Origin of the sequence: Acidisoma sp. PAMC 29798, assembly GCF_030252425.1 — a bacterium.
GTDB classification, from domain to species: Bacteria; Pseudomonadota; Alphaproteobacteria; order Acetobacterales; family Acetobacteraceae; genus Acidisoma; species Acidisoma cladoniae.
Genome location: NZ_CP126994.1, coordinates 1,734,665 through 1,756,037, shown reverse-complemented (window position 1 = coordinate 1,756,037; position 21,373 = coordinate 1,734,665). Strand labels below are relative to the sequence as shown.

Here is a 21,373-nt window from a genome sequence, read left to right as displayed (position 1 = left end):
CCGTGAGAAGGCGGGCAGAAGGAGCGTCAGACAGCGTCCCGTCCTCCCCTAAGGCTGGTGGTGTGGTTGAGGATCCAATCGGCCACCAGATTGACCGAGATCGACAGGGCCGCGATCGCAGCGCCCGGAATGAGAGCGGCCGAAACGCCGAAGACGATGCCGTCCTTATTGTCCTTCACCATGCCGCCCCAATCGGGCGTCGGTGGCTGAATACCGAGGCCGAGGAAGGAGAGCGTGGACAGGAACAGCACTGCAAAGACGAAGCGCAGGCTGATTTCGGCGAGCAGCGGTGAAATCGCGTTGGGCAGAATCTCCCGCAGCATGATCCAGCCGATCTTTTCGCCACGCAGACGCGCGGCCTCGACATAATCCATGACGACGATATCGGCGGCGATCGACCGGCTGACACGAAAGACCCGCGTCGCGTCGAGCAGGGCGATGACCAGGATCAGCACATAAACGGCGCTCGGCAGCACAGACAGCACCACGAGAGCGAAAATCAGCGTCGGCACGGCCATCACCAAATCCACTGCGCGTGACAGGATCTGTTCGGTCCAGCCCCGCGTGACGGCGGCGATAAAGCCGAGGGTGACGCCGATGCTGAAGGACAGCAAAGTCGCGGCGGCAGCGACGAAAATAGTAATGCGCCCGCCCCAGATCATGCGGGAGAGTAGATCGCGGCCGAGGTTGTCGGTGCCGAGAAGGTCCTTGTGAGACCAAGGATCCCAGACCCCACCGACGATATCGGCCATGCCATAGGGCGAGATGACGGGGGCCAGGATTGCACCCGCCACCATGATGATCACGACGGTGAGGCCAATCATCGCAGACACTGGCATGCGACGTATCATAGTGATCATCGCGGATGCCGCAGTCGGGGGTTGGCGAGGATGGCCGCGACATCGGCCACGAGATTGAGCACGATATAGACCGCCGCGAAGATGAGGCCGCACGCCTGCACGACCGGCACATCGCGCTTGGCAACGCTGTCAACCATATACTGGCCCATGCCTGGATAGACGAAGATGACTTCGACGACGACAACGCCGACGACGAGATAGGCGAGGTTGAGCGCGATCACCTGAATGATCGGCGCCACCGCATTGGGCAAGGCGTGCCGCCAGATGATGCGGAACTTCGACAGGCCCTTGAGTTCCGCCGTCTCGACATAGGCCGATGACATGACATTCAGGATGGCCGCGCGGGTCATGCGCATCATATAGCCGACGATGACGAGCACCAGCGTGGCGCAGGGCAAGGCGATGGCATAGAGCCGATCCCAGATCCCCATGCCGTTGTAGATGAGCGCACTGGCGGGAAACCACCGGAGCTGCACACCGAAGATGTAGATCAGCAAATAGCCCGAGAAGAATTCTGGTAGTGACACCGTACTCAGCGTGACGATGGATAGAATACGATCGAGGAGCGTGTCCCGATAAAGCACCGACAGCATGCCGAGCAGCAGCGCGAGCGGCACGGAAATCACCGCCGCCCAGAAGGCCAGGAACAGCGTATTGCCCAGCCGGTGGCCGATTGCCGTCGCGATATCATCCTGGTTGACGTAGCTGCGACCGAAATCGCCTTGCACGGCGCCTTCCAGCCACTCGCCATACCGAACGATGGCCGGCTTGTTCAGGCCGAGTTCGATGCGTACGGCGGCGAGCGAATCCTTGGTCGCCTGCTGGCCAAGGATCGCCTGCGCCACGTCACCGGGCAGAATCTGCGTGCCTGTGAAAATGAGCCCCGACACGGCCCAGAGCAGGATGATGCCGATAGCGATGCGTTGGCCGATCAGCCGAAAAAGCGGTGACCTCATCGCAAAAAGCGCCCGGTGCCATTGGTATCGGAGAGAGAGGCTGCACCGGGCGCCCGCAAGGATTTAGGCCTTCAGCCAGACGCGCAACGGTGCCTGGTAATTCGACAGCGGACCGTTTGCATCGGTAACCCAGCCCATCACCGTGCTGGACCGTGCATCGATGAAGTCGTTGAAGAAGGGCAGCAGCGAGCCGCCCTGGTCACGCACCAGCATGCCCATGTCGTGATACATCTCGGCGCGCTTGGCGGTATCGAGTTCGCCACGGGCTTGCAACAGCATCGTGTCGAATTCCGGATGGAAGAAATGCGTGTCGTTCCAATCGGCCTTGGAGAGATAGGCGGTGGAATACATCTGGTCCTGCGTTGCGCGGCCACCCCAATAGGAGGCCGAGAAGGGCTTCTTGTTCCAGACGTTCGACCAATAGCCATCATCGGGCTCACGTACGACTTGCACGGGAATGCCGGCCTTCTGTGCCTGCTGCTGAAACAGCGTGGCGGCATCGACGGCGCCCGAGAAAGCGACTTCGGCGCTGCGCAACACGATGGGATCGGTATTGCCGGACTTCTTGTAGAAGAACTTCGCTTGATCCGGATCGCAGGTGCGCTGCGGAATGTCGGACGGAAAGAGCGGATAGGCCTTGTTGATCGGGAAATCATTACCGATCGAGGCATAGCCCAACATGATCTGCTTGGTGAGCTGCTCACGGTCCATCGCGAGCTTCAGCGCCATGCGGACATCGTTGTTCTTGAAGGGCCCGGTGTCGCAGAACATGTTGAAGATGTTCTGGCCACGACCCGCCACCGTCTCGATCACCACGCGCGGATTGCGCTTCATGAAGCTGACGATCTTCGGATCGACCTGGTTGATGATATGCACCTGGCCGGATTGCAGGGCGGCCGAGCGGGCCGTGTCGTCATTCATGACGATGACATCGACTGAATCGACATGGCCGAGTTCGCTGTTCCAGTAGCCGGCATATTTCGTGCCGGAATACCGCACGCCCGGCTGAACATTGCCGACCTTGTACGGGCCAGTGCCGATGCCGGCCGTCGGCTTGTCGATGCCGCCGCCGGGCTGCACAACGAGGTGATAATCCGTGACCAGCAGTGGCAGATCCGCATTCGCGCCACTAAGCGTGATGACCATGGCGTCACCATCCGTCGCGACACTTGCGATACCACCCAGCACGCCAAGCGCGCCGGACTTGGTCTTCGGGTCCATATGCCGCTGCAAGGTTTTCACGCAATCGTCAGCGGTCAGGGTCTGGCCGTTATGGAAGGTCACGCCCTTGCGAATCTTCAGCGTCCAGATCTTCGCGTCCTTGGACGATGTCCAGGATTCAGCGAGGTTGGGCTGCGGCGTGCCATCGAGACCGACATTGATCAGCGTCTCACCCCAGCAATAGTTGAAGAGCGTCGGCGCATAATTCGTCAGCAGAGCGGGATCGAGAGAGTCAGAGCTTTGGCCGCCGCTCATGCCGATTTTGAGGTTGCCGCCCTTGACGGGCGTGGCATCCGCCGCGCGGGCACGACCCAATGCACCGGCGAAGGGCACCGCCAAACCGAAGGCGGCGGCGCCACCCAACAGGCTGCGTCGCTTCAGGCCGCTCGGTGTCAAAACATTCGGGATATCAGACATGACCAAAGGCCCCTTCTCATCGATCGTTTGCATCGGTTAGCGTCAGATAGTTCAGGCGCCCACGGTGACCACTCAGTTCAAACGCGCGCGCAGGCACATTCACCGTTATGAACGGTTCTATGCGTTCCGATGCACGGCGCTGATCGCGGACACGTCTCAGTGTCTGCGGGTATCTTGTTCGGGCAGGTCGGCTTCGGCAAGCGAATTTTGACGGTTTGGTGATCGTGCGCATTCCGTCGCGAGGCATTGCCCAGGACGCATCTCCAGGCTTTGCAACATCCGTCAAGCAGCGCATGGGCAAAGCCGACGACGCATCAGAACGAAAAGGACATGAGAATGTCACTCGGCCATCAGCGCAGAACAGGCTCTGCCCTCGTCATGTTTTCGGGCGGGCAGGATTCCACCACATGCCTCGCCTGGGCGCTGCAAACCTTCGATCATGTCGAGACCGTCGGGTTTGACTATGGGCAGCGCCACAGTGTGGAACTTGCCTGCCGTGCGCCGATCCGCGAAGCCATTGCCAGATTGGAGGATTGGGGTGCGCATCTCGGCATGGACCACCTGATCGATCTGTCCGGGGCACTCGCGGGCGTCGGTAGCACAGCCATGACGGCGGAGATGGAGATCGTCATCAATGAAGAAGGCCTGCCGAACACGTTTGTGCCCGGCCGCAACCTTATGTTCATGACAGCGGCAGCCGCGATCGCCTGGCGCCGCAACATCAAGCACATCATCGGCGGCATGTGTGAGACGGATTATTCCGGGTATCCGGATTGCAGGGACGATACCATCAAGGCGATGCAGGTGGCGCTCAACCTCGGCATGCAGCGGCGCTTCGTGCTGGAAATGCCATTGATGTGGATCGACAAGGCCGCGACCTGGCAAATGGCCGAGGATCTTGGCGGTGCGCCTTTAGTGAACCTTGTGCGCGACCTGACCCATAGCTGCTACCTCGGCGATCGCCAGCACCGGCACGCCTGGGGCTATGGCTGCGGCACTTGCCCCGCCTGCGACTTACGCGGCGCGGGATGGGCGCGTTGGCAGGATGGTGGAGGAACGGGTCATTGCAGCGGGGCTGGCGACGCGGCCCCCAGGTAGCGCCAGCGATCCGACGCGAGCGCCAGCGGCGCGTCCCAGTCTGTGCGGCCGACCGCGACCCAAAAGCCAGACACCCATTCGGCGGCGATTGGCTTCTGGCCGGGTTTGCCGACCCAGTGGAGGGACCCATTCACCGCCTGGTGTGGCGGGCGGCAATGAGGCGTCGCCCCAGCCGTCTGTTTCGGCTTGGTAAAGGCGCCTGCAAGGAAAGGACGTTCGGTGTTGATATCGCTCATGGTGGCCGCACCCTGGCGGATGGACACGGCGTGCGGCAGCCTCAGTTAGGGCTCCTGCGCATAGAGGCGGTCGTGAGGTTTCATCTGTGTCACCGTGGAGCGGACAGGCCGGCGGTGGCAGAACTGCCGCTCGCACAACCTTCTGGGGCAAGACGCTGAAAATCGTGAGTTGGAACGTGTTGAGGCTGACGGGCGCGACGCTGCAAGATATCGCAGCCCTGGTCGGCCAGGAACAGCCGGATATCCTGCTGCTTCAGGAAGCGAGTGCGCAGAGTGTCGATCTTCCGGGGTTGATCGGCGGGGTTGTTGCCTTTCGGGCCTTCGTGGGTGGGGCGGATGGCCTGGCCGTGTGGTCCCCAACGGCACTGCCGCCGATCGAGTATCTCACCCTCGAACACAACCCGGCGCAGCCCCATAAGCGCCGTCGCTACGCCATGATCCTGCGCTTCCCGACCTATACGCTGGCCAATATTCATCTCGCCCATAACCAGCGGCTCCTCCGCCGACAATTCGCCTCCGTCGCCACGGTGTGCGCGCCGCGCGCGATCATCATCGGGGATTTCAATGCCGTCGGGTGGCTGACCCGCAGCGGCTGGCAGGATTGCGGGCCGAGGGCGATCACGCATATGGCGCGCGGCGTTCTGCCCTTCCGCCTCGACCGCTGCATGGTGCGGGATTGGGAACCCCGGTCGGCCCGCGCCTTGCCGAAGGGACGGTCGGACCATAAGCCGATCGTCGTGGAGGTGGGGTGAGACCGTGCCCCACCATCGAACCTGCCCTGCCTTGACGGCACTTCGCCGGACGGAGCATGCCGCCCGCATGCGCATCCTCTTCGTCTCCTCCAACCGCATCGGTGACGCCGTCATCACCTGCGGAGTCCTGGATCACCTGATCCGCACCTATCCGCAGGCGCGCATCACCATCGCCTGTGGGCCGGCCGCCGAGGGCGTCTTCGCGCGCATGCCGAACCGCGAACGCACCATCCTTGTCGTCAAGCACAAGAACGACAGCCATTGGATGAAGCTGTGGTGGGCGACGGTCTCCACCGTCTGGGATCTCGTCGTGGATATGCGCGGCTCCCTGCTCGTCTATTTCCTGCCCGCCAAGCGGCGCGCCGTGCGCCGCCGGGTGCCCGGCCGCATGTTCGAGCAATATGCCCATATCCTCGGCATCACCCCCGCCCCCCTCCCTGTGGTCTGGACCGCGCCGGAGGATCGCGCCCGCGCCCAGGCCATTCTGCCGGCGGACCGCCCGGTCATTGCCTTCGGCGCTACAGCCAATTGGGCGCCCAAGGTCTGGCCGGCGGAGCGCTTCGCCGCGCTCTATGAGAGGCTCTGCGCAGGGCCGCTGCCGAATGCCGCCGTCGCCGTTTTCGCGGGACCGGGGGAGGCGGAACGCGCCATGGCCGCGCCGCTGCTCGCCGCCCTGCCCAGCGCCATCGATCTATGCGGTACTCTGGCGTTGCCCGAAGTGGCGGCCTGCATCCAGCGCTGCGCCCTGTATGTCGGCAATGACAGCGGCCTCATGCATCTCGCCGCTGCCTCCGGCACGCCGACCATCGGCCTCTGCGGCACGACCATCGACCGCGCGGAGGAAATGGCGCCGGCCGGCCTGCGCGCCGCCTGGGCGCTGGCGGATGGCACGACGATGGAAAGCCTGTCCGTCGAGACCGCTTATGCCGCCTGCCTGAAGATGCTGGCCTCGGTCTAGCTGATCGCCATCAGCGTCGCATTGCCGCCGGCAGCGGCGGTATTGGTGCTGACGGAGGTTTCCTCCAGCAGCCATTCCCGGCGATAGGGCCTGGTCTGGACTATCAGGATGGCGCCGGGCCGTGCGGCGACCTGACGGTTGAGCGCTATCAGCGCCGCGCTGTCGCCGTCGAACAGGACCCCACGCAGATGGGGCGTCGCCAGCCAATGATCGGTGACCGTGACGCGCGCCGCGCGTTCCGGCGTCATGCCATCCAGCACGCCGAGCGCCGGATTGTCGCCCTCCACCAGGGCCGTATTGCCGGTGCCGAGCACCGCATCGAGTTGCTCGGCCAGACCTGCTTCCGTCCGTGCCAAAACCGCGATCCGGCCGCGCGGATGCAGGCGGTAGAGGTTCGACTCCCCGGCCGGGCCCGGCAGGTCGATGGTGCCGCCAATCGGCGCCATGGACGGCAAGGCCGAGACGAGGCGCCTGAGATACAAAGGCCCGCCGGCCTTCGGCCCCGTGCCGGACAGGCCGCCGCCGCCGAAGGGCTGCACGCCCACGACGGCGCCGATGATATTGCGATTGACGTAGATATTGCCGGCAGAAATCCGCTTCAGCACACGCGACGCGGTCTCATCGATCCGGGTATGCAGCCCGAAGGTGAGGCCGTAGCCGGTCGCGTTAATGGCGTCGATCAGCGCATCCAAGCCACCGCGCGGAAAGCGCAGCACATGGAGCACCGGGCCGAACACCTCCCGCGTGACATCGCTGACGGCGCCGAGCTCGATGAGCGTCGGCGCCACGAAGGTGCCATGGGCGCTATCCTCCGGCAGCGCCAGGGTTTCGACCGGAAAACCCCGCGCCCGCATCGCTGCGACATGAGCGAGCAGCATCGTCTGCGCCTCGGCCGTGATGACCGGCCCGATATCGACCTCGAGACGGTCGGGTCGCCCGATCGCCAATTCCCGCATCGCACCGCGCAGCATAGTCAGCGTCCGCTCGGCGATATCCTCCTGCAAACACAGGATCCGCAGCGCCGAGCAGCGCTGGCCGGCGGAATCGAAGGCCGAGGACAACACGTCGCCCACCACCTGCTCGGCCAAGGCGGAACTATCGACCACCAGGGCATTCTGCCCGCCGGTTTCGGCGATCAGCGGCACCGGCCGGCCCTCCGTCGTCAGCCTCTCAGCGAGTTGCCGCTGAATGGCGCGCGCGACCTCAGTCGAGCCTGTGAAGATCACGCCCTGGATGCGGGGATCCGCGACGAGGGCGGCGCCAACCGCGCCGTCACCGGGTACCAATTGCAGGACATCGGCGGGAATTCCGGCCTCGTGGAGAAGACGCACGGCCTCGGCCGCAATCAGGGGCGTTTCTTCCGCCGGCTTGGCGAGCACGGTATTGCCGGCCGCCAGCGCCGCCGCGACCTGGCCGATGAAGATGGCGAGTGGAAAGTTCCAAGGGCTAATGCAGGCGACGGGACCGAGCGGTCGGCTGCCGCCGAGTGTCCGTGCGGCCTCGGCGCCGTAATAGCGCAGGAAATCGACCGCCTCCCTCACCTCACCGATCGCATTTGGCAGGGTCTTGCCGGCTTCCCGCGCGAGTAGGCCGAGGAGCATCGGCATCCGATCTTCGAGGGAGTCGGCGGCCCGGCCGAGGCAGGCAGCGCGATCCGCAACCGGCGTCGCGGCCCAGGCCGCCGCCGCCGCGTCCGCGCGACCCATCGCCGCCGTGGCCTCGGTGACCGTCGCCTCATAGACCCAACCGACCTCGTCCCGGTGGTCCGCCGGGTTGAGCACCGGCCGCCCGTCCTCGCCGGTGCCCGCGCGCCAGGTCATGTCCGCGCGCAGCGCATCCAGCAGGATGAGGGTCTGCTCGTTGGAGAGATCGAGGCCTCGGGAATTCCGCCGCTCCGCGCCGAACAGGGCACGCGGATCGGCAATGGCGGGATGCGGCGCGCCGTCCGGGTGTTGCGCGCGCACGGTCGCGACCGGATCGGCGATCAGCGCCGCCACCGGCACGGCGGCGTCAGAAATGCGATTGACGAAGGAGGAGTTGGCGCCATTCTCCAGCAAGCGGCGGACGAGATAGGCCAGCAGCGTCTCATGCGTGCCGACCGGGGCGTAGATGCGGCAGGGCCGGCCGAGCTTGTCGGGGCCCACGACCTCCTCGTACAGCGGCTCGCCCATGCCATGCAGGCATTGGAACTCGTATTGGCCCGCGTGAAACGCGCCCGGCGCCATGGCCATGACGGCAGCGAGGGTCTGCGCATTATGGGTGGCGAATTGCGGAAAGACGGCGTCCGGCGCGCTCAGCAGTTTCTGAGCGCAGGCGAGATAGGACACGTCGGTATAGAGCTTGCGCGTAAACACCGGAAAGCCGTCCTGCCCATCGATCTGCGCACGCTTGATTTCGCTGTCCCAGTAAGCGCCTTTGACAAGTCGTAGCATCAGCCGATGGCCGGTGCGGCGGCCGAGATCGATGATCCAGTCGAGCACGAAGGGCGCGCGTTTCTGATAGGCCTGCACGACGAAACCGATGCCGTTCCACCCGGCCAAATCCGGGTCCAGGCACAGCGCCTCCAACAGGTCGAGGGAGAGGTCGAGCCGGTCTGCCTCCTCCGCGTCGATATTGAGGCCGATGTCATAGCCATGCGCGAGCCGCGCCAAGGACAGCAGCCGAGGCAGCAGTTCCGCCATGACGCGGTCCCGTTGCGCGCGGCTGTAGCGCGGATGGAGGGCGGAGAGCTTGATCGAAATGCCCGGGCCATCGAGAATCCCGCGCTGATTGGACGCGCGGCCGATGGCATGGATGGCCGTTTCGTAGTCGGCAAAATAGCGCTCGGCATCTGCCGCCGTGGTCGCGGCCTCACCCAGCATATCGTAGGAATAGCGAAACCCCTTCGCCTCCATCTTGCCGGCACGCCTCAGCGCCTCGTCGATGGTCTGGCCCGTCACGAACTGCTCGCCCATTATGCGCATGGCCATGTCGACACCACGGCGGATCACCGGCTCCCCGCCCCGGCCGATCAGCCGTGTCAGCGCCGCCGACAGGGTCGTCTCATTCGTGCTGCCGACCAGCTTACCGGTGACGACGAGGCCCCAGGTGGCGGCATTGACGAAGAGCGACGGGCTATGGCCGACATGGGCGCGCCAATCGCCGGGTGCGATCTTGTCGCGGATCAGGGCGTCCCGCGTGGCGGCATCGGGGATGCGCAGCAGCGCCTCCGCCAGGCACATCAGCGCCACCCCCTCCTGGCTCGACAGGGCATATTCCTGCACGAGGCCATCGACGCCCCCGCTGCGCTTCTTGCCCCGCAAAGCCTCGACCAATTGGCGCGCCTGGGCCTCGGCCGCAGTCGCGGCTTCGGGGGACAGGGTCGCGGCATCGAGCAGCGGCCGCAGGCACAAGGGCTCGGCGCGGCGATAGGCGGCGGTGATCGCTGTGCGGAGCGGCGTCTGCGCGCCGGCCGCATAAAGCGGACGCCTGACTTCAGTCTTGTCCATCCGCGTTCGCCCTTTCGAACACGGACTTCATTACGCCGATCACATGCGCCGCGGTGATCAACTTTGAACACTCAAACTGCCGGGGCGTGCCCGCATGACGCGGGCACCACAGAAAGTCCTTGTGGTCAAAGCGCAGGCGCGGATCGTTCCAGCAGGAATTGCAGGCATGCCAGTTGATGACCCGGTACGGCGTGGCGAATTCATTGGTGGGATGGGTGAAGCCGCTGATCAGCCCCACCGGGCAGCCGGCGGCCCAGGCCAGCCAGGCGAGGCCGCTGCTGGTGCCGATGAAGCCTGTGGCGTGGCGCAGCCAGCGCGCGCGCTCCGCCAAAGGCCGATCGCCGGTCTGATCTTCCGCGCCATGCGGGATGTGAGTCCAGACAATGCCCTGGCCGCCGACCGCCTTCTGATCGATGCAAATCACTCGGTAGCCGTGGCTCTTGAGGTAGGAAATGACCTCATGCCAGCCATTGGGGTTGTTCCACTGCTTGCATTGGGTTGAGGCCTGGACGGCGATGCAGACATAAGGCTCGGCGATGGGCCGGCTTTCGTCGGGCAACGTGAGGCGCGGCGATTCCTCCGTCGGATCGACACCCAGGATATAGCCGGCGGTCCGGTGCAGCCCGACATGGCGGAAATCGGTCGGCTGCTGGGTACATTCCACATCGTCGAAAAACAGGCCGAGGCAATAGGTGGCATAGGCCGTTTCGGCGACCTTCTGCTCGATGACCTGGTCGTGGGTGAGAAAGCGAATATGCGGATAGGAGTCCTTCAGGATCGGGATGATGAGGCCCGACATGGCGCAGGTGAGCCGGCAGCCATGGACGGCCGCGAACCGCGCCGCATAGGGAAACCAGCCCAGGGTGTCGCCCAGGGTGCCAATGGGAAACTGGATCAGAACCTCACGATCACGGGCATCATAGTCGTGAAGCAGGATGGAGGTTGGTGGATTGGCGCCATCGACATCGAAGACCTCGACGGAGAAACGGACGAAGAAGCGTTTCGACGAGCGGACGAAGGCGCCCTGGTTCTCACTCTGGAACAGGACATTGCCAGTATCGAGGTCGCGCAGCCGGACCAGCCATTTGCCGATCGTGCGATTGGGCAGGGTGACACGGGCACCGAAGTTGAAGTCATAGCGCAGGCCGCGCGGCCCCACCTCGGTCGGCTGTTCGGCAGGTGGCGGAAAATTGGGCGCGGGCGGCGGGGTGGGAGCCGAAGCGATGACCTCAGGCTTGGCCAACACCGGGGCCGGGTCTGCGGGCTGATCCGGTCGGGCATCCAAACCGGCGGCTCCGTCCATACGCGATCCTCATTCGACTGATGCGACCGCCTGGTCGCGGCGCCGACGGGTGCCAGCCTAGGCCGACCTTGGCGGGTAGACAGTATCCGCCGCAGACATGGCCGGGCAAGAGCCGACTGGCTTAGGCCATCCGGTAAGCGCTTGGCCGTCCCTACCTCTAAAGGCGCATAATGGGGCCAGGAAATCACCTCTTTGGGTGAAGTATTCTAGAGGATTGCTGCGTCGTTACGGAGCGCGACGCAGAAATGACTTGAGCCTCTGCGCTAACAAGATAATAATCGCCATAGAATGATGTAGACGGGCAGACCCATGACGTGGTTGCAATGTCACTTAGCCTCAGCCGAACGTCGCTTTGCAGACGCAACTGCGCGGCTGGAACGGCGGCTGGCTCTTCTGCAGAACCTTCTCGATATGGGTCGCATTGATCAAGCGATGACGATGCGATCCGAGATCGATGGGCTTCGGCAGGAGATCGTTTATCGCGAAGCGATTTTGGCAACGGTGCAAGCCTGCGTTCGGCGACGGACGTCTTTGCAAGGGGGGCTTCACGTCCCGCCGATGTCGAGGGACGAGATGCTGAAGCCCCTGCGGGCCGAGATTGCGTCGGAACCGGCGGACAAGGAGATGACGACCGCTATTTGAGTGTGGTCAGGACGCCCCAAGCCCAAAAGCCATCTGGTATCCTCGGTGGCAGGAGACATTGACCAGGGTCCTGCGGGCAGGTATCACTCCGCCCGCAAACGTCGTGTAAATGGCATTGCTCTTCCCGGCGGAGGGGTGGCCGAGTGGCTGAAGGCGGCGGTTTGCTAAACCGTTGTACGGGGTCAACCCGTACCGTGAGTTCGAATCTCATCCCCTCCGCCAATTTTTAAAATATCGAAGTCGTTAAGTGTTCTCTGATTTCGGCGCGTAGACCGATGACAGGTTCTAGAGCGTCATGCCGCTGTGGCGACGGCACTTTCGCCATGCGTCAGCATTCTTGTGCATAGTAATACGTTTCCATGGCCCAAATTTTTATCTGGCACAAATAGAAGAGATGGTAGAACGGTTCCAACTGCGGGATCCCTGACCCTGGCAACGTGTCATAGCGATAGTTGCTCAAGTGCCGTCGCCACAGGCAAGTAAAGCCTGCGAGGGCGCTGAACTAAAGGCGTGAAACCGCAGGCCGCGTAAAACGCTGCCGCTTTGTTATCGATAACATCTGCAAAAATGGCGTGCGCCCCGATGGGCGCAGTGGTGACGGTCTTGATGGCATCGAACAACAAGGCCTCCCCAAGTCCCTGCCCGGTATAAGCGCTGTGTCGGCCAAGCCAGCCGATCAACACGGCCGGAACAGTCGGGTAGCGCGGCAGCTTTTGCGCCAGTGGTTCAGGAATCTCGCTCAAGGGTACATTGCTGGAGGATAGAGTATAAAAACCGGCGATTTGAGTCGTCGGCAAATCGCGGGCGACAAAGCACGTCGCGTATTTGCGCTTCACATCCTGCAACACCGTGTCACGGAAGTAGAGGTCGATACGGTCATTACCGCAAGTGAAGCCTGACCGCTTATGCGCCTTCGCCAGCGGCTCGATGGCGAAGCGGAGGCTCACCGGCGCTCGATCAATTCGGCATGGCGTTTCGCCGCACGGGCCAGCCGCTCATTCGGCTTTGGTGGATCGATGAGCGCTTCAGCGAAGCGGATTTGATCCTCACGTGCCAGACGCAGGATGTCAGCGTCCTCGACGACGCGCCGCGCATCCTCGCCCGCCGTCGCGATGACATAGCCGGTCATGGTCATGCCACGCAGACGCGCGGCGCGCTGCATCTGGTCATAGACCTGGACCGGGATACGCGCTTCCAAACGAGCGGTGTCGGCTTCAGCAACGGATTTTGGCATGGTCCACTCACTTTCTCTCGTCTATACGGCAAAATGCCGTATAGACGAAGTGTGTTGTCCAGCCTGCCTCACAGCTTCTTTCTAATCGCGTCGTTCACCAGCGCCGGGTTACCCTTCCCGGCCATGGCCTTCATCACCTGGCCCACGAAGAAGCCGAACAGCTTCTCCTTCCCCGCCTTGTATTCCGCCAGCTTGTCGGGATTCGCCGCCAAGACCGAATCCACCGCCGCGTCGATCGCACCCGTGTCCGTGACCTGGCGAAGGCCCTTCGCCTCCACAATGGCGCCGGCACTCTCCCCGGTCTCCATCATCGCCTCCATCACCTCCTTGGCGATGCGGCCGTTGATGGTCGCGTCCGCCAGAAGGTCGAGCAAGCCGCCCAACCCCTCGGCCGAGACCGGGCTGTCGGCAATGCTCCGCCCCATGCGGTTCAGGCCGGCGAAGAAATCGCCCAGCATCCAGTTGGCAGCAATCTTGCCGTCCCTGCCCTGCGCCACCGCTTCATAGAAATCGGCGGTCGCCTGCTCCATCACCAAAACGCCGGCATCATAGGACGGCAGACCATAGGCGCTCATGAAGCGCGCCTTCTTGGCGTCCGGCAGTTCCGGCAGTGCCGCAAACAATCCATCCACCCAGGCCTGGTCGATCACCAAAGGCAGCAGATCTGGATCGGGGAAGTAACGATAGTCATGCGCATCTTCCTTGCTGCGCATGGACCGCGTTTCGCCCCGCGCGGGGTCATAGAGGCGCGTTTCCTGCCGCACCACCTGCCCGCTTTCCCAGACCGCCACCTGGCGCTGGGCCTCAGCCTCGATCGCATGCATGACGAAGCGCACTGAATTGACGTTTTTGATCTCGCACCGCGTGCGGAATTCCTCGCCGGCTTTGCGGACGGACACATTCACGTCGGCGCGCATGGAGCCTTCTTCCATATTGCCGTCGCAGGTGCCGAGATAACGCATGATGGTGCGCAGCTTGCGCAGATAGGCCCCCGCCTCCTCCGGCGTGCGCATATCCGGCTCACTCACGATTTCCATCAGCGCGACACCGGCGCGATTGAGATCGATGAAGGACAGCGCTGGGTCCTGGTCATGCAGGGACTTGCCCGCATCCTGCTCCAGATGCAGGCGCGTGACGCCGATATGGCGCGTCTCGCCACTCTCCAGCAGAATCTCGACCACGCCCTTGCCGACGATGGGATGCGCGAACTGGCTGATCTGATAGCCCTGCGGCAGATCGGCATAGAAGTAGTTCTTGCGGTCGAACCGACTGACGAGATTGATCTCCGCCTGCAAGCCGAGGCCCGTGCGCACCGCCTGCGCCACGCAGGCGCGGTTGATCACCGGCAGCATGCCGGGGAAGCCGGCATCGATGAAGCTCACCTGGCTGTTCGGCTCGGCCCCGTATTCGGCCGAAGCCCCGCTGAAGAGTTTCGCGTTCGAGACGATCTGGGCATGAACTTCCAGCCCGATCACCAACTCCCAGGGGCCGGTTGCGCCCTCAATGATATAGCTCATGACAGCACCTTCGCGCGGATGGCGGGTTTGGCCGTGAAACCCGCCGCATCCTCCAGCACCTGACCGACCGCGAAGACCGTTTCTTCGTCGAAATGACGGCTAATGACCTGCAAGCCCAAAGGCAGGCCATCCGCGTCCAGACCGGCCGGCACGGAAATGCCCGGCACGCCCGCGATATTGGCTGGCACGGTGAACACGTCGTTCAAATACATCTTGAGCGGATCATCCATATTCTCGCCCAGGCCGAAGGCGGCCGAAGGCGCCGTGGGTGTCAGCAACGCATCGACACGGCCGAAGGCATCGGTGAAATCCTTCAGGATCAGGGCGCGCACTTTCTGCGCCTTGAGGTAATAAGCGTCGTAATAACCTGCCGACAGCACATAGGTGCCGATGAGAATACGGCGCCGCACTTCCGCGCCGAAACCGGCGGCGCGCGTGCCCTCATAGAGATCGGTCAGGTCATTCGCTGGCACGCGCAAGCCGAAACGCACGCCGTCATACCGCGCGAGGTTGGAGGAGGCTTCGGCCGGCGCGACGATGTAATAGGTGGCGAGGCCGTATTTCGTATGCGGCAAGGACACGTCCACGATCTCGGCGCCAGCATCGCGCAGCCAGTCCAACCCCTGCTGCCACAAACGCTCGATCTCCGCCGGCATGCCGTCCGCACGATATTCGCGCGGCACGCCGATGCGCAGGCCACGCACGCCCCGGCGACAGGCGGCCGCGAAATCGGGCACCGGCCGGTCCATGCTGGTGCTGTCCTTGGGGTCATGCCCGGCCATGGAACCGAGCAGGATGGCGGTATCCTCCACCGTGCGGGCGAAGGGCCCCGGCTGATCCAGTGAGGAGGCGAAGGCGACCACGCCGAAGCGCGAGCAGCGGCCATAGGTCGGCTTCATGCCCACGATGCCGCAGAAGGACGCCGGCTGGCGGATGGAGCCGCCGGTATCCGTGCCGGTCGAGCCCAGGGCCATGCCGGCCGCGACGGCGGCGGCGGACCCGCCGGACGACCCGCCGGGCACGAGACGGGTGTCATCCCCTGTCCGCTGCCACGGGTTGATGGTCGGCCCGAAGGCCGAGGTCATGGTCGAGGAGCCCATGGCGAATTCATCGAGATTGGTCTTGCCGAGAAACACCGCGCCATCGCGCAGCAACTGGCTGGTGACCGTGCTCTCATAGGGCGGAATGAACGGCTCCAGGATGCGGCTGGCCGCCGTGGTCCGCACGCCCTTGGTGCAGAAGAGATCCTTGATGGCGATGGGAATGCCCGTCAGCGGCCCGCCCTCGCCCCGCCCGATCGCCGCATCGGCGGCATCGGCCTGGGCGCGCGCGGCATCGGCCGTCACCGTGATGAAGGCATTGAGCTGGGGGTCGAGCTGTTCGATCGCCGCCAGATGGGCGTCGGTCAGTTCCCGCGCGGACAAGGTTTTCGCCCGCAGCGCATCGCGCGCGCCGGCAATGGTCAGTTCCAAGGTCATGTTATTCGACCACCTTCGGCACGGTATAAAAGGTTCCGTTGCGGGCCGGGGCATTGGCCAGCACCGCCTCGGTTTGGCCGCCATCGGTGACCACATCGTCGCGCATCGCAAGCGTCGCCTGGCCGACCGAGGCGAGCGGATCGATGCCGGAGACATCGACCTCATCCAGCTGCTCGATCCAGCCCAGGATGGCGCCGAGTTCGGTTTGGAGTTGCGCGACGTCCTCTTCCGGCAGGCGGATGCGCGCCAGCCGCGCAATGCGGCGGACGGCGGCGGGGTCGAGGGCGGCGGATGCGGACGTCATGGAACCAGAAGATCCTTGGGGAGTGGACGCTTGGTGAATGGATGGCCGCGGACCATAAAGGCGCCCATGCCCATCATCAACCTAAGCGACCTCTGCGCCGGCCTGGAGGCTGAACAGCGCCTCATTGGCCTCGACCTCGGCTCCAAGATCATCGGCGTCGCGCTCTCGGACGTGCGGCTGAAGGTGGCGAGCCCCTTCGGCACCATCACGCGCGGCAAGCTTGCGGGCATCGCCGCCCAGATCGCCAAGCTGGCGGAGCGGGAGGATGCCGGCGGCTTGGTCATTGGTCTTCCGCTTGCCTCGGACGGCCATATGGGTCCGGCCGCCCAGGCGGCGCGAGACTGGGCCTGGGCCGTATCGGATGCCGTGGGCCTGCCGGCGGCGCTGTGGGACGAGACGCTGTCTTCGGCCGAGGTGCATGACATGCTGATCGGCGAGGCCGATCTCGGTCGCAAGCGCCGGGCCGCCGTGATCGACCGTATGGCCGCGGCGCGGATTCTTCAGTCGGCGATCGATTCGCTCGGCTAGCTCCACTCGTCCGGCCGCGTGACGTGGATATGCGGCGGCAGGGCCACCGGTTCGCCGGCGGTTTGGATCACCACGCGGAGGTGTTGGGGGAGCGGTTCGGCGGGCGTGTCCGTGACCAGCACGGTGGCTTCGGCGCGCGTCGTGGCGGCGCTGGCGCGTTGGAGCGCCTGATCCAGCCAGTCGGGCGCGGCGCCTTCCAGGAAGATGCGGTCATCGGGGCGGAGGTCCGCCTCCAACAGCAGCGCATCTTCGTATGGTGTTGCGGTGCCGGCGAAGGCTTGGCGGAGCGCCGCATTGCCTTGGATGAGGCCATGCACGGCGCGCAGCCAATGGCGGTAGGCGGCGCGATTCGTGGTGGCTTCGCGTTCCTCGGCAGAGGGGTTCAGGTCCACGGGCTCGGGCCCTGACCCAGCCATGCGCGGGGCCTGTCATCTTTCCGACACGGGAGGGGTTGATCAGATCGCACGGCGGCGTCTATACCCCGCCCACCCAAGGCGGGGCCATAGCTCAGTTGGGAGAGCGCCTGAATGGCATTCAGGAGGTCGTCGGTTCGATTCCGATTGGCTCCACCACCCCGCATCCTAGCGTCCTGAAATTGCTGGCTTACGGCTTCAGGCTTGGACGAAGGTCTAGCTTGGAACCCCCCTTAGGATTTGGCTTGTCTGGGGTCAGTAGGACGCATCCAGGGACATAATTGCCTGGAGGACAACCATCTGACGTACACTCACCCTCGACTCTTCCGTTTTCCTGTGGCTTCGATACGAAGTCGCACAGGGAGCTGTTTGGTGCCAATAAAAAATACCACGATTCAATATCGCCAATTGAAGCTTGATAACCTCTGGGAAAGCCTGGAGCTGAAGACGATGGTAGTCGACGTCCTTCGCCGCCGGGGATGGGCAGATAACGCAAAGCTTCGTATTATGGACCTTGACCAAGATCAGAGCTTTGTCATCCTCAACAAGCTCTCAGTGCCCGATAGTTGGGATGGGCCCGTATTTGCTGGTCAAATCATCCATCTGCAAGAAGGTTCGGATGTTACCGCAGTCTTGCAGTCTCTGGATGAAGACACTTCTGAATATCTATTGCAAAGCCTCGATGTCGGCGCAGAGGCGCGCGTACTCAAAGGGGCGCTTTACTTTGCGATCGTAGGCAACCACGTTGGGCTTATTGAAGGCCAGCAAGTGCGAGGGCGAACGCTAGAGCGATATCTGACCGCCTTACTACAACAAGCCGGCGAGTTGGAACCGGGGCAAGCAATTATCTTAAACAGCAAGTTTATGACCGGCGATGGAAAGGAGCTTGATCAATCCTCTGAAATCACCGTCGCCGCCATACCGAATCGTGGCGGTCCGGCGGCAAGCACGACCGAGCGGGCGGCAGAAATCGTCGAGCGGGAAGCCGCGTCCGCTCGCGAAAGGGGTTCGACGGTGTTCGACGTTCTTAGAACGCTAGGTTGGAGTTCGGAAGCGCTGAGCTGCTGCCGGTTTGGTGGACACCGAGATTAAGGTGTTTCGCGAGATTGGAGGATGCAAATGACGCGACGACAGTTCAGCCGGGAGTTCAAGCTGGAGGCGGTCCGGCTAGTTAATGAACGTGGGATTTCATTGGTGCAGGCCAGCCGGGACCTGGATGTGGGCGAAAGCATTCTGCGACGATGGATCAAGGAGGTTACCTCGGATCCTGGGCAGGCATTTCCGGGCCAGGGCCAGCTCAAGCCGGATCAGCAGGAGATAGATCGTCTGCGGCGTGAGGTCGCAAAGCTCAAGGCGGAGCGCGATATCCTAAAAAAAGCCGCGGCCTACTTCGCGAGGGAGTCGATATGAAATTCGGCTTCGTGGCGAAGCATCGAGGGATTTGGCCGGTGCGGTGGCTTTGCGAGGCGCTCGGTGTCTCACGCAGTGGATTCCACGCCTGGCTCACCCGATCGCCCAGCGCTCGGGCACGCAGCGACGAAATTCTCGGCGCGCACGTCAAGGCCAGCTTCGTCGGCAGCGACCGGACCTATGGCGCCCGGCGCGTCTGGCATGACGTCCTGGCCGAGGGTGACGTGTGTGGCTTGCACCGCATTGAGCGGCTCATGCGCGAGCAAGCCTTACGGGCCCGACCGCGCCGCAGAGGCCTGCCATCCGACAAGGGCGAGCGGAACGAGGCGGCTGCCAACGTGCTGGACCGCCAATTCGTAGCTACAGCACCGAACCAGAAGTGGATCGCCGACTTCACCTATCTTTGGACGGCAGAAGGTTGGCTCTACGTGGCTGCCGTCATTGACCTTTTCTCGCGTCGTGTCGTGGGCTGGTCGATGAGCGTCACGATGACAGCTCAGTTGGTGGCCGACGCGTTAATGATGGCGATCTGGCGCCGCGGCAAACCAGATGCGTTGATGCATCATTCGGACCAGGGAAGCCAATACAGCAGTGAACAGTTCCAGAAGCTCTTGGCAGATCATAACGTTAGTTGCAGCATGAGTCGGTCAGGGAATGTCTGGGACAATGCGGCAATGGAGAGCTTCTTCTCCTCGCTGAAAACTGAGCGAACAGCCCGCAAGGTATATCGCACGAGGGACCAGGCTCGAGCCGACGTATTCGACTACATCGAACGGTTCTATAATTTACGCCGACGCCACTCGACCATCGGCTATCTCAGCCCTATGGAATTCGAGCGGAACAAAGCGTCAGGCTAAGGTGCGTGTCCACCAAACCGGCAGCAGCTCACGCTTGCCAGCCTTCAATCAGAAGTGCCCAATGATGGATGGATCGAAGGGTTCTTCCGAGTCTTCATCAAAGAAAAGAGAAAAAAGAAGCCAATTTCCCGAGCGACGATCAATGAGGCGCTTAGAAATATTGACCCAGCGGACCTTGGGCTTCGCGGCAATGGGAGCGAAAAGAATGGCATCGTAAAGCTGTCTATCCAACGTCCTGTCACAACTTATCGTTCGCTTCTCGACCCTACGGATGCTATGGAACAAATTGTGAACGCACTGCGCGATTGGGCGTCGGCGGGGAAGATAGATTGCAGTTTCGAAAGTTAGAAACAATTGGGCTGTTCGCTGCGATAGTGGTTGGAGCCGCGTTAGCGCCAGGCACCATTTCCGGTGATGCTCGCACGTTGCTTATAACGTTTCTTGGCCTCATTTCAGCCAGCATTCTTCCGACAATCTCACTGCTCGTTAATACGATGGCGGCTGGTGGACGATCCGTTAGCGCGATCAATAAGCTCGAGGCCGAGCTAAAAGCGGCAATGGATGCGCTCTTTCTCCTCTTTGGTTGTGTCGCCGTTGCCGTCGGAGCGCTGGTAGCTCTGGCTGTTAATGCGCCCGGTATATTGAACCGAGTCCCTTACCTCGTCACCGAGGTAGGCCCTCGGTTTGGGCAAGCCTTAGTAGTAAGCTCTGTTTTCGTGATCTTGATGCGAGCCGGCCAAATACCAGCGATACTCCGGCGTTCTCTTGCTACCCGACACGAGATTGCTGTGGTTGAGGCTCGGCGCCAATTAGAAGAGAATGCTCCCGCATCCGGTGCGATGAGGCAGGCGTTTCCTACCCATCCAGAGTTTGGGAAGGATGTTACACTGGAGGAACTCAAAGAATCGCGGCCACATTGATTAAATGTAAAAAACGAAGACGGTTTTCTGTTTGACGCGTTGAGGCTCGCTCTTGCTGAGCCTCTGATCAAGACTTCCCCGGTTGTGCCTATCGCCAAATAATAGGAGTTTACTGCTTTCTCTCCCAGAATGTCGATGAAGAGCGGCACTTCGGCATATTTAAAATTGCTGCAGAGTACCGATCTCGTCAACACGACACCGATCCGATGTAATCTAGGATCAGGACGAAGACTTCTAAATTTCTCGCTCTCGCCATCGAATCGAGCTCCGCCATCATTTTCGCTACTGTGCTTGGCTAGGAGTCGCTACCTCCGCAGCGCTGGACGCCGGCCAGCATGCATGGAAGTGCTATCGACGGACCCCAAGGAAAATGCGCGCCACGAAGTCGGAATGCAGCGCTCCTGCGGACAGTGAGGGTTATCATTGCTGCGGGACTCGCCGACTACCGCGGTCCCACACTTTGCTTACGGGTGATTGGAACCATAAGGAAGCCGCCCCGCACCGGAAGACACCCCTGACAGCCGCCATCGCAGCAACCACTGCCGGGGTGCTGCTCACCTATATGACGTTTCAAGGTCGTCACGAACTTGACGTCGATCCCAAGAACACCTGCGTTTGTCATTCTTCGTGACCAGGTCTTAACCCAACCGGCTGACCGCCTGGAAAACCATGCGACGACCCTCCCTCCCGATCGACGACAACATACGCGATGGGGGCTTGCCGCTCCCGACCGGATCGCACACTCTGTTTCGTGAGCAATTCGTTGCTCCAAAGCACCGTG

General features: G+C 62.7%; 18 protein-coding genes and 2 tRNA genes. 8 read left to right on the top strand and 12 right to left on the bottom strand.

All coding sequences use genetic code 11. The features are described from left to right. Positions 1-26 precede the first annotated feature (26 nt). The 3 genes from QP803_RS08440 to QP803_RS08430 all read right to left on the bottom strand — a co-directional run bounded on the left by QP803_RS08440 (position 27) and on the right by QP803_RS08430 (position 3,454). Entirely contained in the window at positions 27-839 is an 813-nt protein-coding gene (locus tag QP803_RS08440) for an ABC transporter permease (protein WP_284947324.1), read from the bottom strand. A gap of 17 nt (positions 840-856) precedes the next feature. Beyond that, positions 857-1,816, bottom strand: coding sequence for an ABC transporter permease (locus QP803_RS08435; RefSeq protein ID WP_284947323.1), 960 nt, complete (start codon positions 1,814-1,816; stop codon positions 857-859). A gap of 63 nt (positions 1,817-1,879) precedes the next feature. Beyond that, positions 1,880-3,454 (bottom strand): ABC transporter substrate-binding protein, encoded by a 1,575-nt coding sequence (locus QP803_RS08430; protein ID WP_284947322.1) that lies wholly within the window; start codon positions 3,452-3,454, stop codon positions 1,880-1,882. A 336-nt stretch (positions 3,455-3,790) separates the two neighbouring features. Between QP803_RS08430 and queC the strand changes: the two genes are divergently transcribed. After that, on the top strand, positions 3,791-4,552 hold the full coding sequence (gene queC, locus QP803_RS08425) for a 7-cyano-7-deazaguanine synthase QueC (protein WP_284947321.1): 762 nt from the start codon (positions 3,791-3,793) through the stop codon (positions 4,550-4,552). Here the strand turns inward: queC and QP803_RS08420 are convergent. Beyond that, positions 4,516-4,788 (bottom strand): hypothetical protein, encoded by a 273-nt coding sequence (locus tag QP803_RS08420; RefSeq protein ID WP_284947320.1) that lies wholly within the window; start codon positions 4,786-4,788, stop codon positions 4,516-4,518. The genes queC and QP803_RS08420 overlap by 37 nt on opposite strands. Before the next feature lie 86 nt (positions 4,789-4,874). On the opposite strand from QP803_RS08420, the gene QP803_RS08415 reads away from it, so the two are divergent. Both QP803_RS08415 and QP803_RS08410 read left to right on the top strand, forming a co-directional pair. Continuing rightward, entirely contained in the window at positions 4,875-5,540 is a 666-nt protein-coding gene (locus QP803_RS08415) for an endonuclease/exonuclease/phosphatase family protein (protein WP_284947319.1), read from the top strand. A gap of 67 nt (positions 5,541-5,607) precedes the next feature. Continuing rightward, positions 5,608-6,498 carry a glycosyltransferase family 9 protein gene (locus QP803_RS08410; RefSeq protein ID WP_284947318.1) on the top strand — a complete coding sequence of 297 codons (891 nt, stop codon included), beginning with the start codon at positions 5,608-5,610 and terminating at the stop codon, positions 6,496-6,498. Here QP803_RS08410 and putA read toward each other — a convergent pair. Next, the gene (gene putA, locus QP803_RS08405; protein ID WP_284947317.1) at positions 6,495-9,986 is read right to left on the bottom strand and encodes a bifunctional proline dehydrogenase/L-glutamate gamma-semialdehyde dehydrogenase PutA; all 3,492 of its coding nucleotides are present in this window, start codon (positions 9,984-9,986) and stop codon (positions 6,495-6,497) included. The genes QP803_RS08410 and putA overlap by 4 nt on opposite strands. Next, positions 9,973-11,289: an autotransporter strand-loop-strand O-heptosyltransferase gene (locus QP803_RS08400; RefSeq protein ID WP_284947316.1), complete on the bottom strand. Its 1,317-nt coding sequence runs from the start codon at positions 11,287-11,289 to the stop codon at positions 9,973-9,975. Before QP803_RS08400 ends, putA begins: the two co-directional genes overlap by 14 nt. A gap of 771 nt (positions 11,290-12,060) precedes the next feature. On the opposite strand from QP803_RS08400, the gene QP803_RS08395 reads away from it, so the two are divergent. After that, positions 12,061-12,153 (top strand) — tRNA-Ser (locus QP803_RS08395). 218 nt (positions 12,154-12,371) lie between these two features. Here QP803_RS08395 and QP803_RS08390 read toward each other — a convergent pair. The 5 genes from QP803_RS08390 to gatC all read right to left on the bottom strand — a co-directional run bounded on the left by QP803_RS08390 (position 12,372) and on the right by gatC (position 16,464). After that, positions 12,372-12,878 carry a GNAT family N-acetyltransferase gene (locus QP803_RS08390; protein WP_284947315.1) on the bottom strand — a complete coding sequence of 169 codons (507 nt, stop codon included), beginning with the start codon at positions 12,876-12,878 and terminating at the stop codon, positions 12,372-12,374. Continuing rightward, entirely contained in the window at positions 12,875-13,165 is a 291-nt protein-coding gene (locus QP803_RS08385; protein ID WP_284947314.1) for a type II toxin-antitoxin system TacA family antitoxin, read from the bottom strand. Before QP803_RS08385 ends, QP803_RS08390 begins: the two co-directional genes overlap by 4 nt. 68 nt (positions 13,166-13,233) lie before the next feature. Further along, a complete protein-coding gene (gene gatB, locus QP803_RS08380; protein WP_284947313.1) occupies positions 13,234-14,682 on the bottom strand; it encodes an Asp-tRNA(Asn)/Glu-tRNA(Gln) amidotransferase subunit GatB in 1,449 nt (482 codons plus the stop codon). Then, a complete protein-coding gene (gene gatA / locus QP803_RS08375) occupies positions 14,679-16,160 on the bottom strand; it encodes an Asp-tRNA(Asn)/Glu-tRNA(Gln) amidotransferase subunit GatA (protein ID WP_284947312.1) in 1,482 nt (493 codons plus the stop codon). Before gatA ends, gatB begins: the two co-directional genes overlap by 4 nt. A 1-nt stretch (position 16,161) precedes the next feature. Beyond that, positions 16,162-16,464, bottom strand: a complete 303-nt coding sequence (gene gatC / locus QP803_RS08370) for an Asp-tRNA(Asn)/Glu-tRNA(Gln) amidotransferase subunit GatC (protein ID WP_284947311.1) — start codon at positions 16,462-16,464, stop codon at positions 16,162-16,164. A gap of 66 nt (positions 16,465-16,530) precedes the next feature. Between gatC and ruvX the strand changes: the two genes are divergently transcribed. Continuing rightward, positions 16,531-16,992: a Holliday junction resolvase RuvX gene (ruvX, locus tag QP803_RS08365; RefSeq protein WP_284947310.1), complete on the top strand. Its 462-nt coding sequence runs from the start codon at positions 16,531-16,533 to the stop codon at positions 16,990-16,992. Here ruvX and QP803_RS08360 read toward each other — a convergent pair. Then, positions 16,989-17,408, bottom strand: a complete 420-nt coding sequence (locus tag QP803_RS08360) for a hypothetical protein (protein ID WP_284947309.1) — start codon at positions 17,406-17,408, stop codon at positions 16,989-16,991. The genes ruvX and QP803_RS08360 overlap by 4 nt on opposite strands. Positions 17,409-17,488: 80 nt before the next feature. Here QP803_RS08360 and QP803_RS08355 point away from each other — a divergent pair. The 3 genes from QP803_RS08355 to QP803_RS08345 all read left to right on the top strand — a co-directional run bounded on the left by QP803_RS08355 (position 17,489) and on the right by QP803_RS08345 (position 19,672). After that, a tRNA-Ala gene (locus tag QP803_RS08355) sits at positions 17,489-17,564 on the top strand. 213 nt (positions 17,565-17,777) lie between these two features. Continuing rightward, entirely contained in the window at positions 17,778-18,497 is a 720-nt protein-coding gene (locus QP803_RS08350; RefSeq protein ID WP_284947308.1) for a hypothetical protein, read from the top strand. A 27-nt stretch (positions 18,498-18,524) separates the two neighbouring features. Continuing rightward, positions 18,525-19,672, top strand: a protein-coding gene (locus tag QP803_RS08345; protein WP_284944463.1) for an IS3 family transposase whose coding sequence is annotated in 2 segments (ribosomal slippage) — positions 18,525-18,783 and positions 18,783-19,672 — 1,149 coding nt in all. Because the reading frame shifts where the segments join, the coding sequence is not laid out codon by codon here. The last annotated feature ends 1,701 nt before the right edge of the window (positions 19,673-21,373 follow it).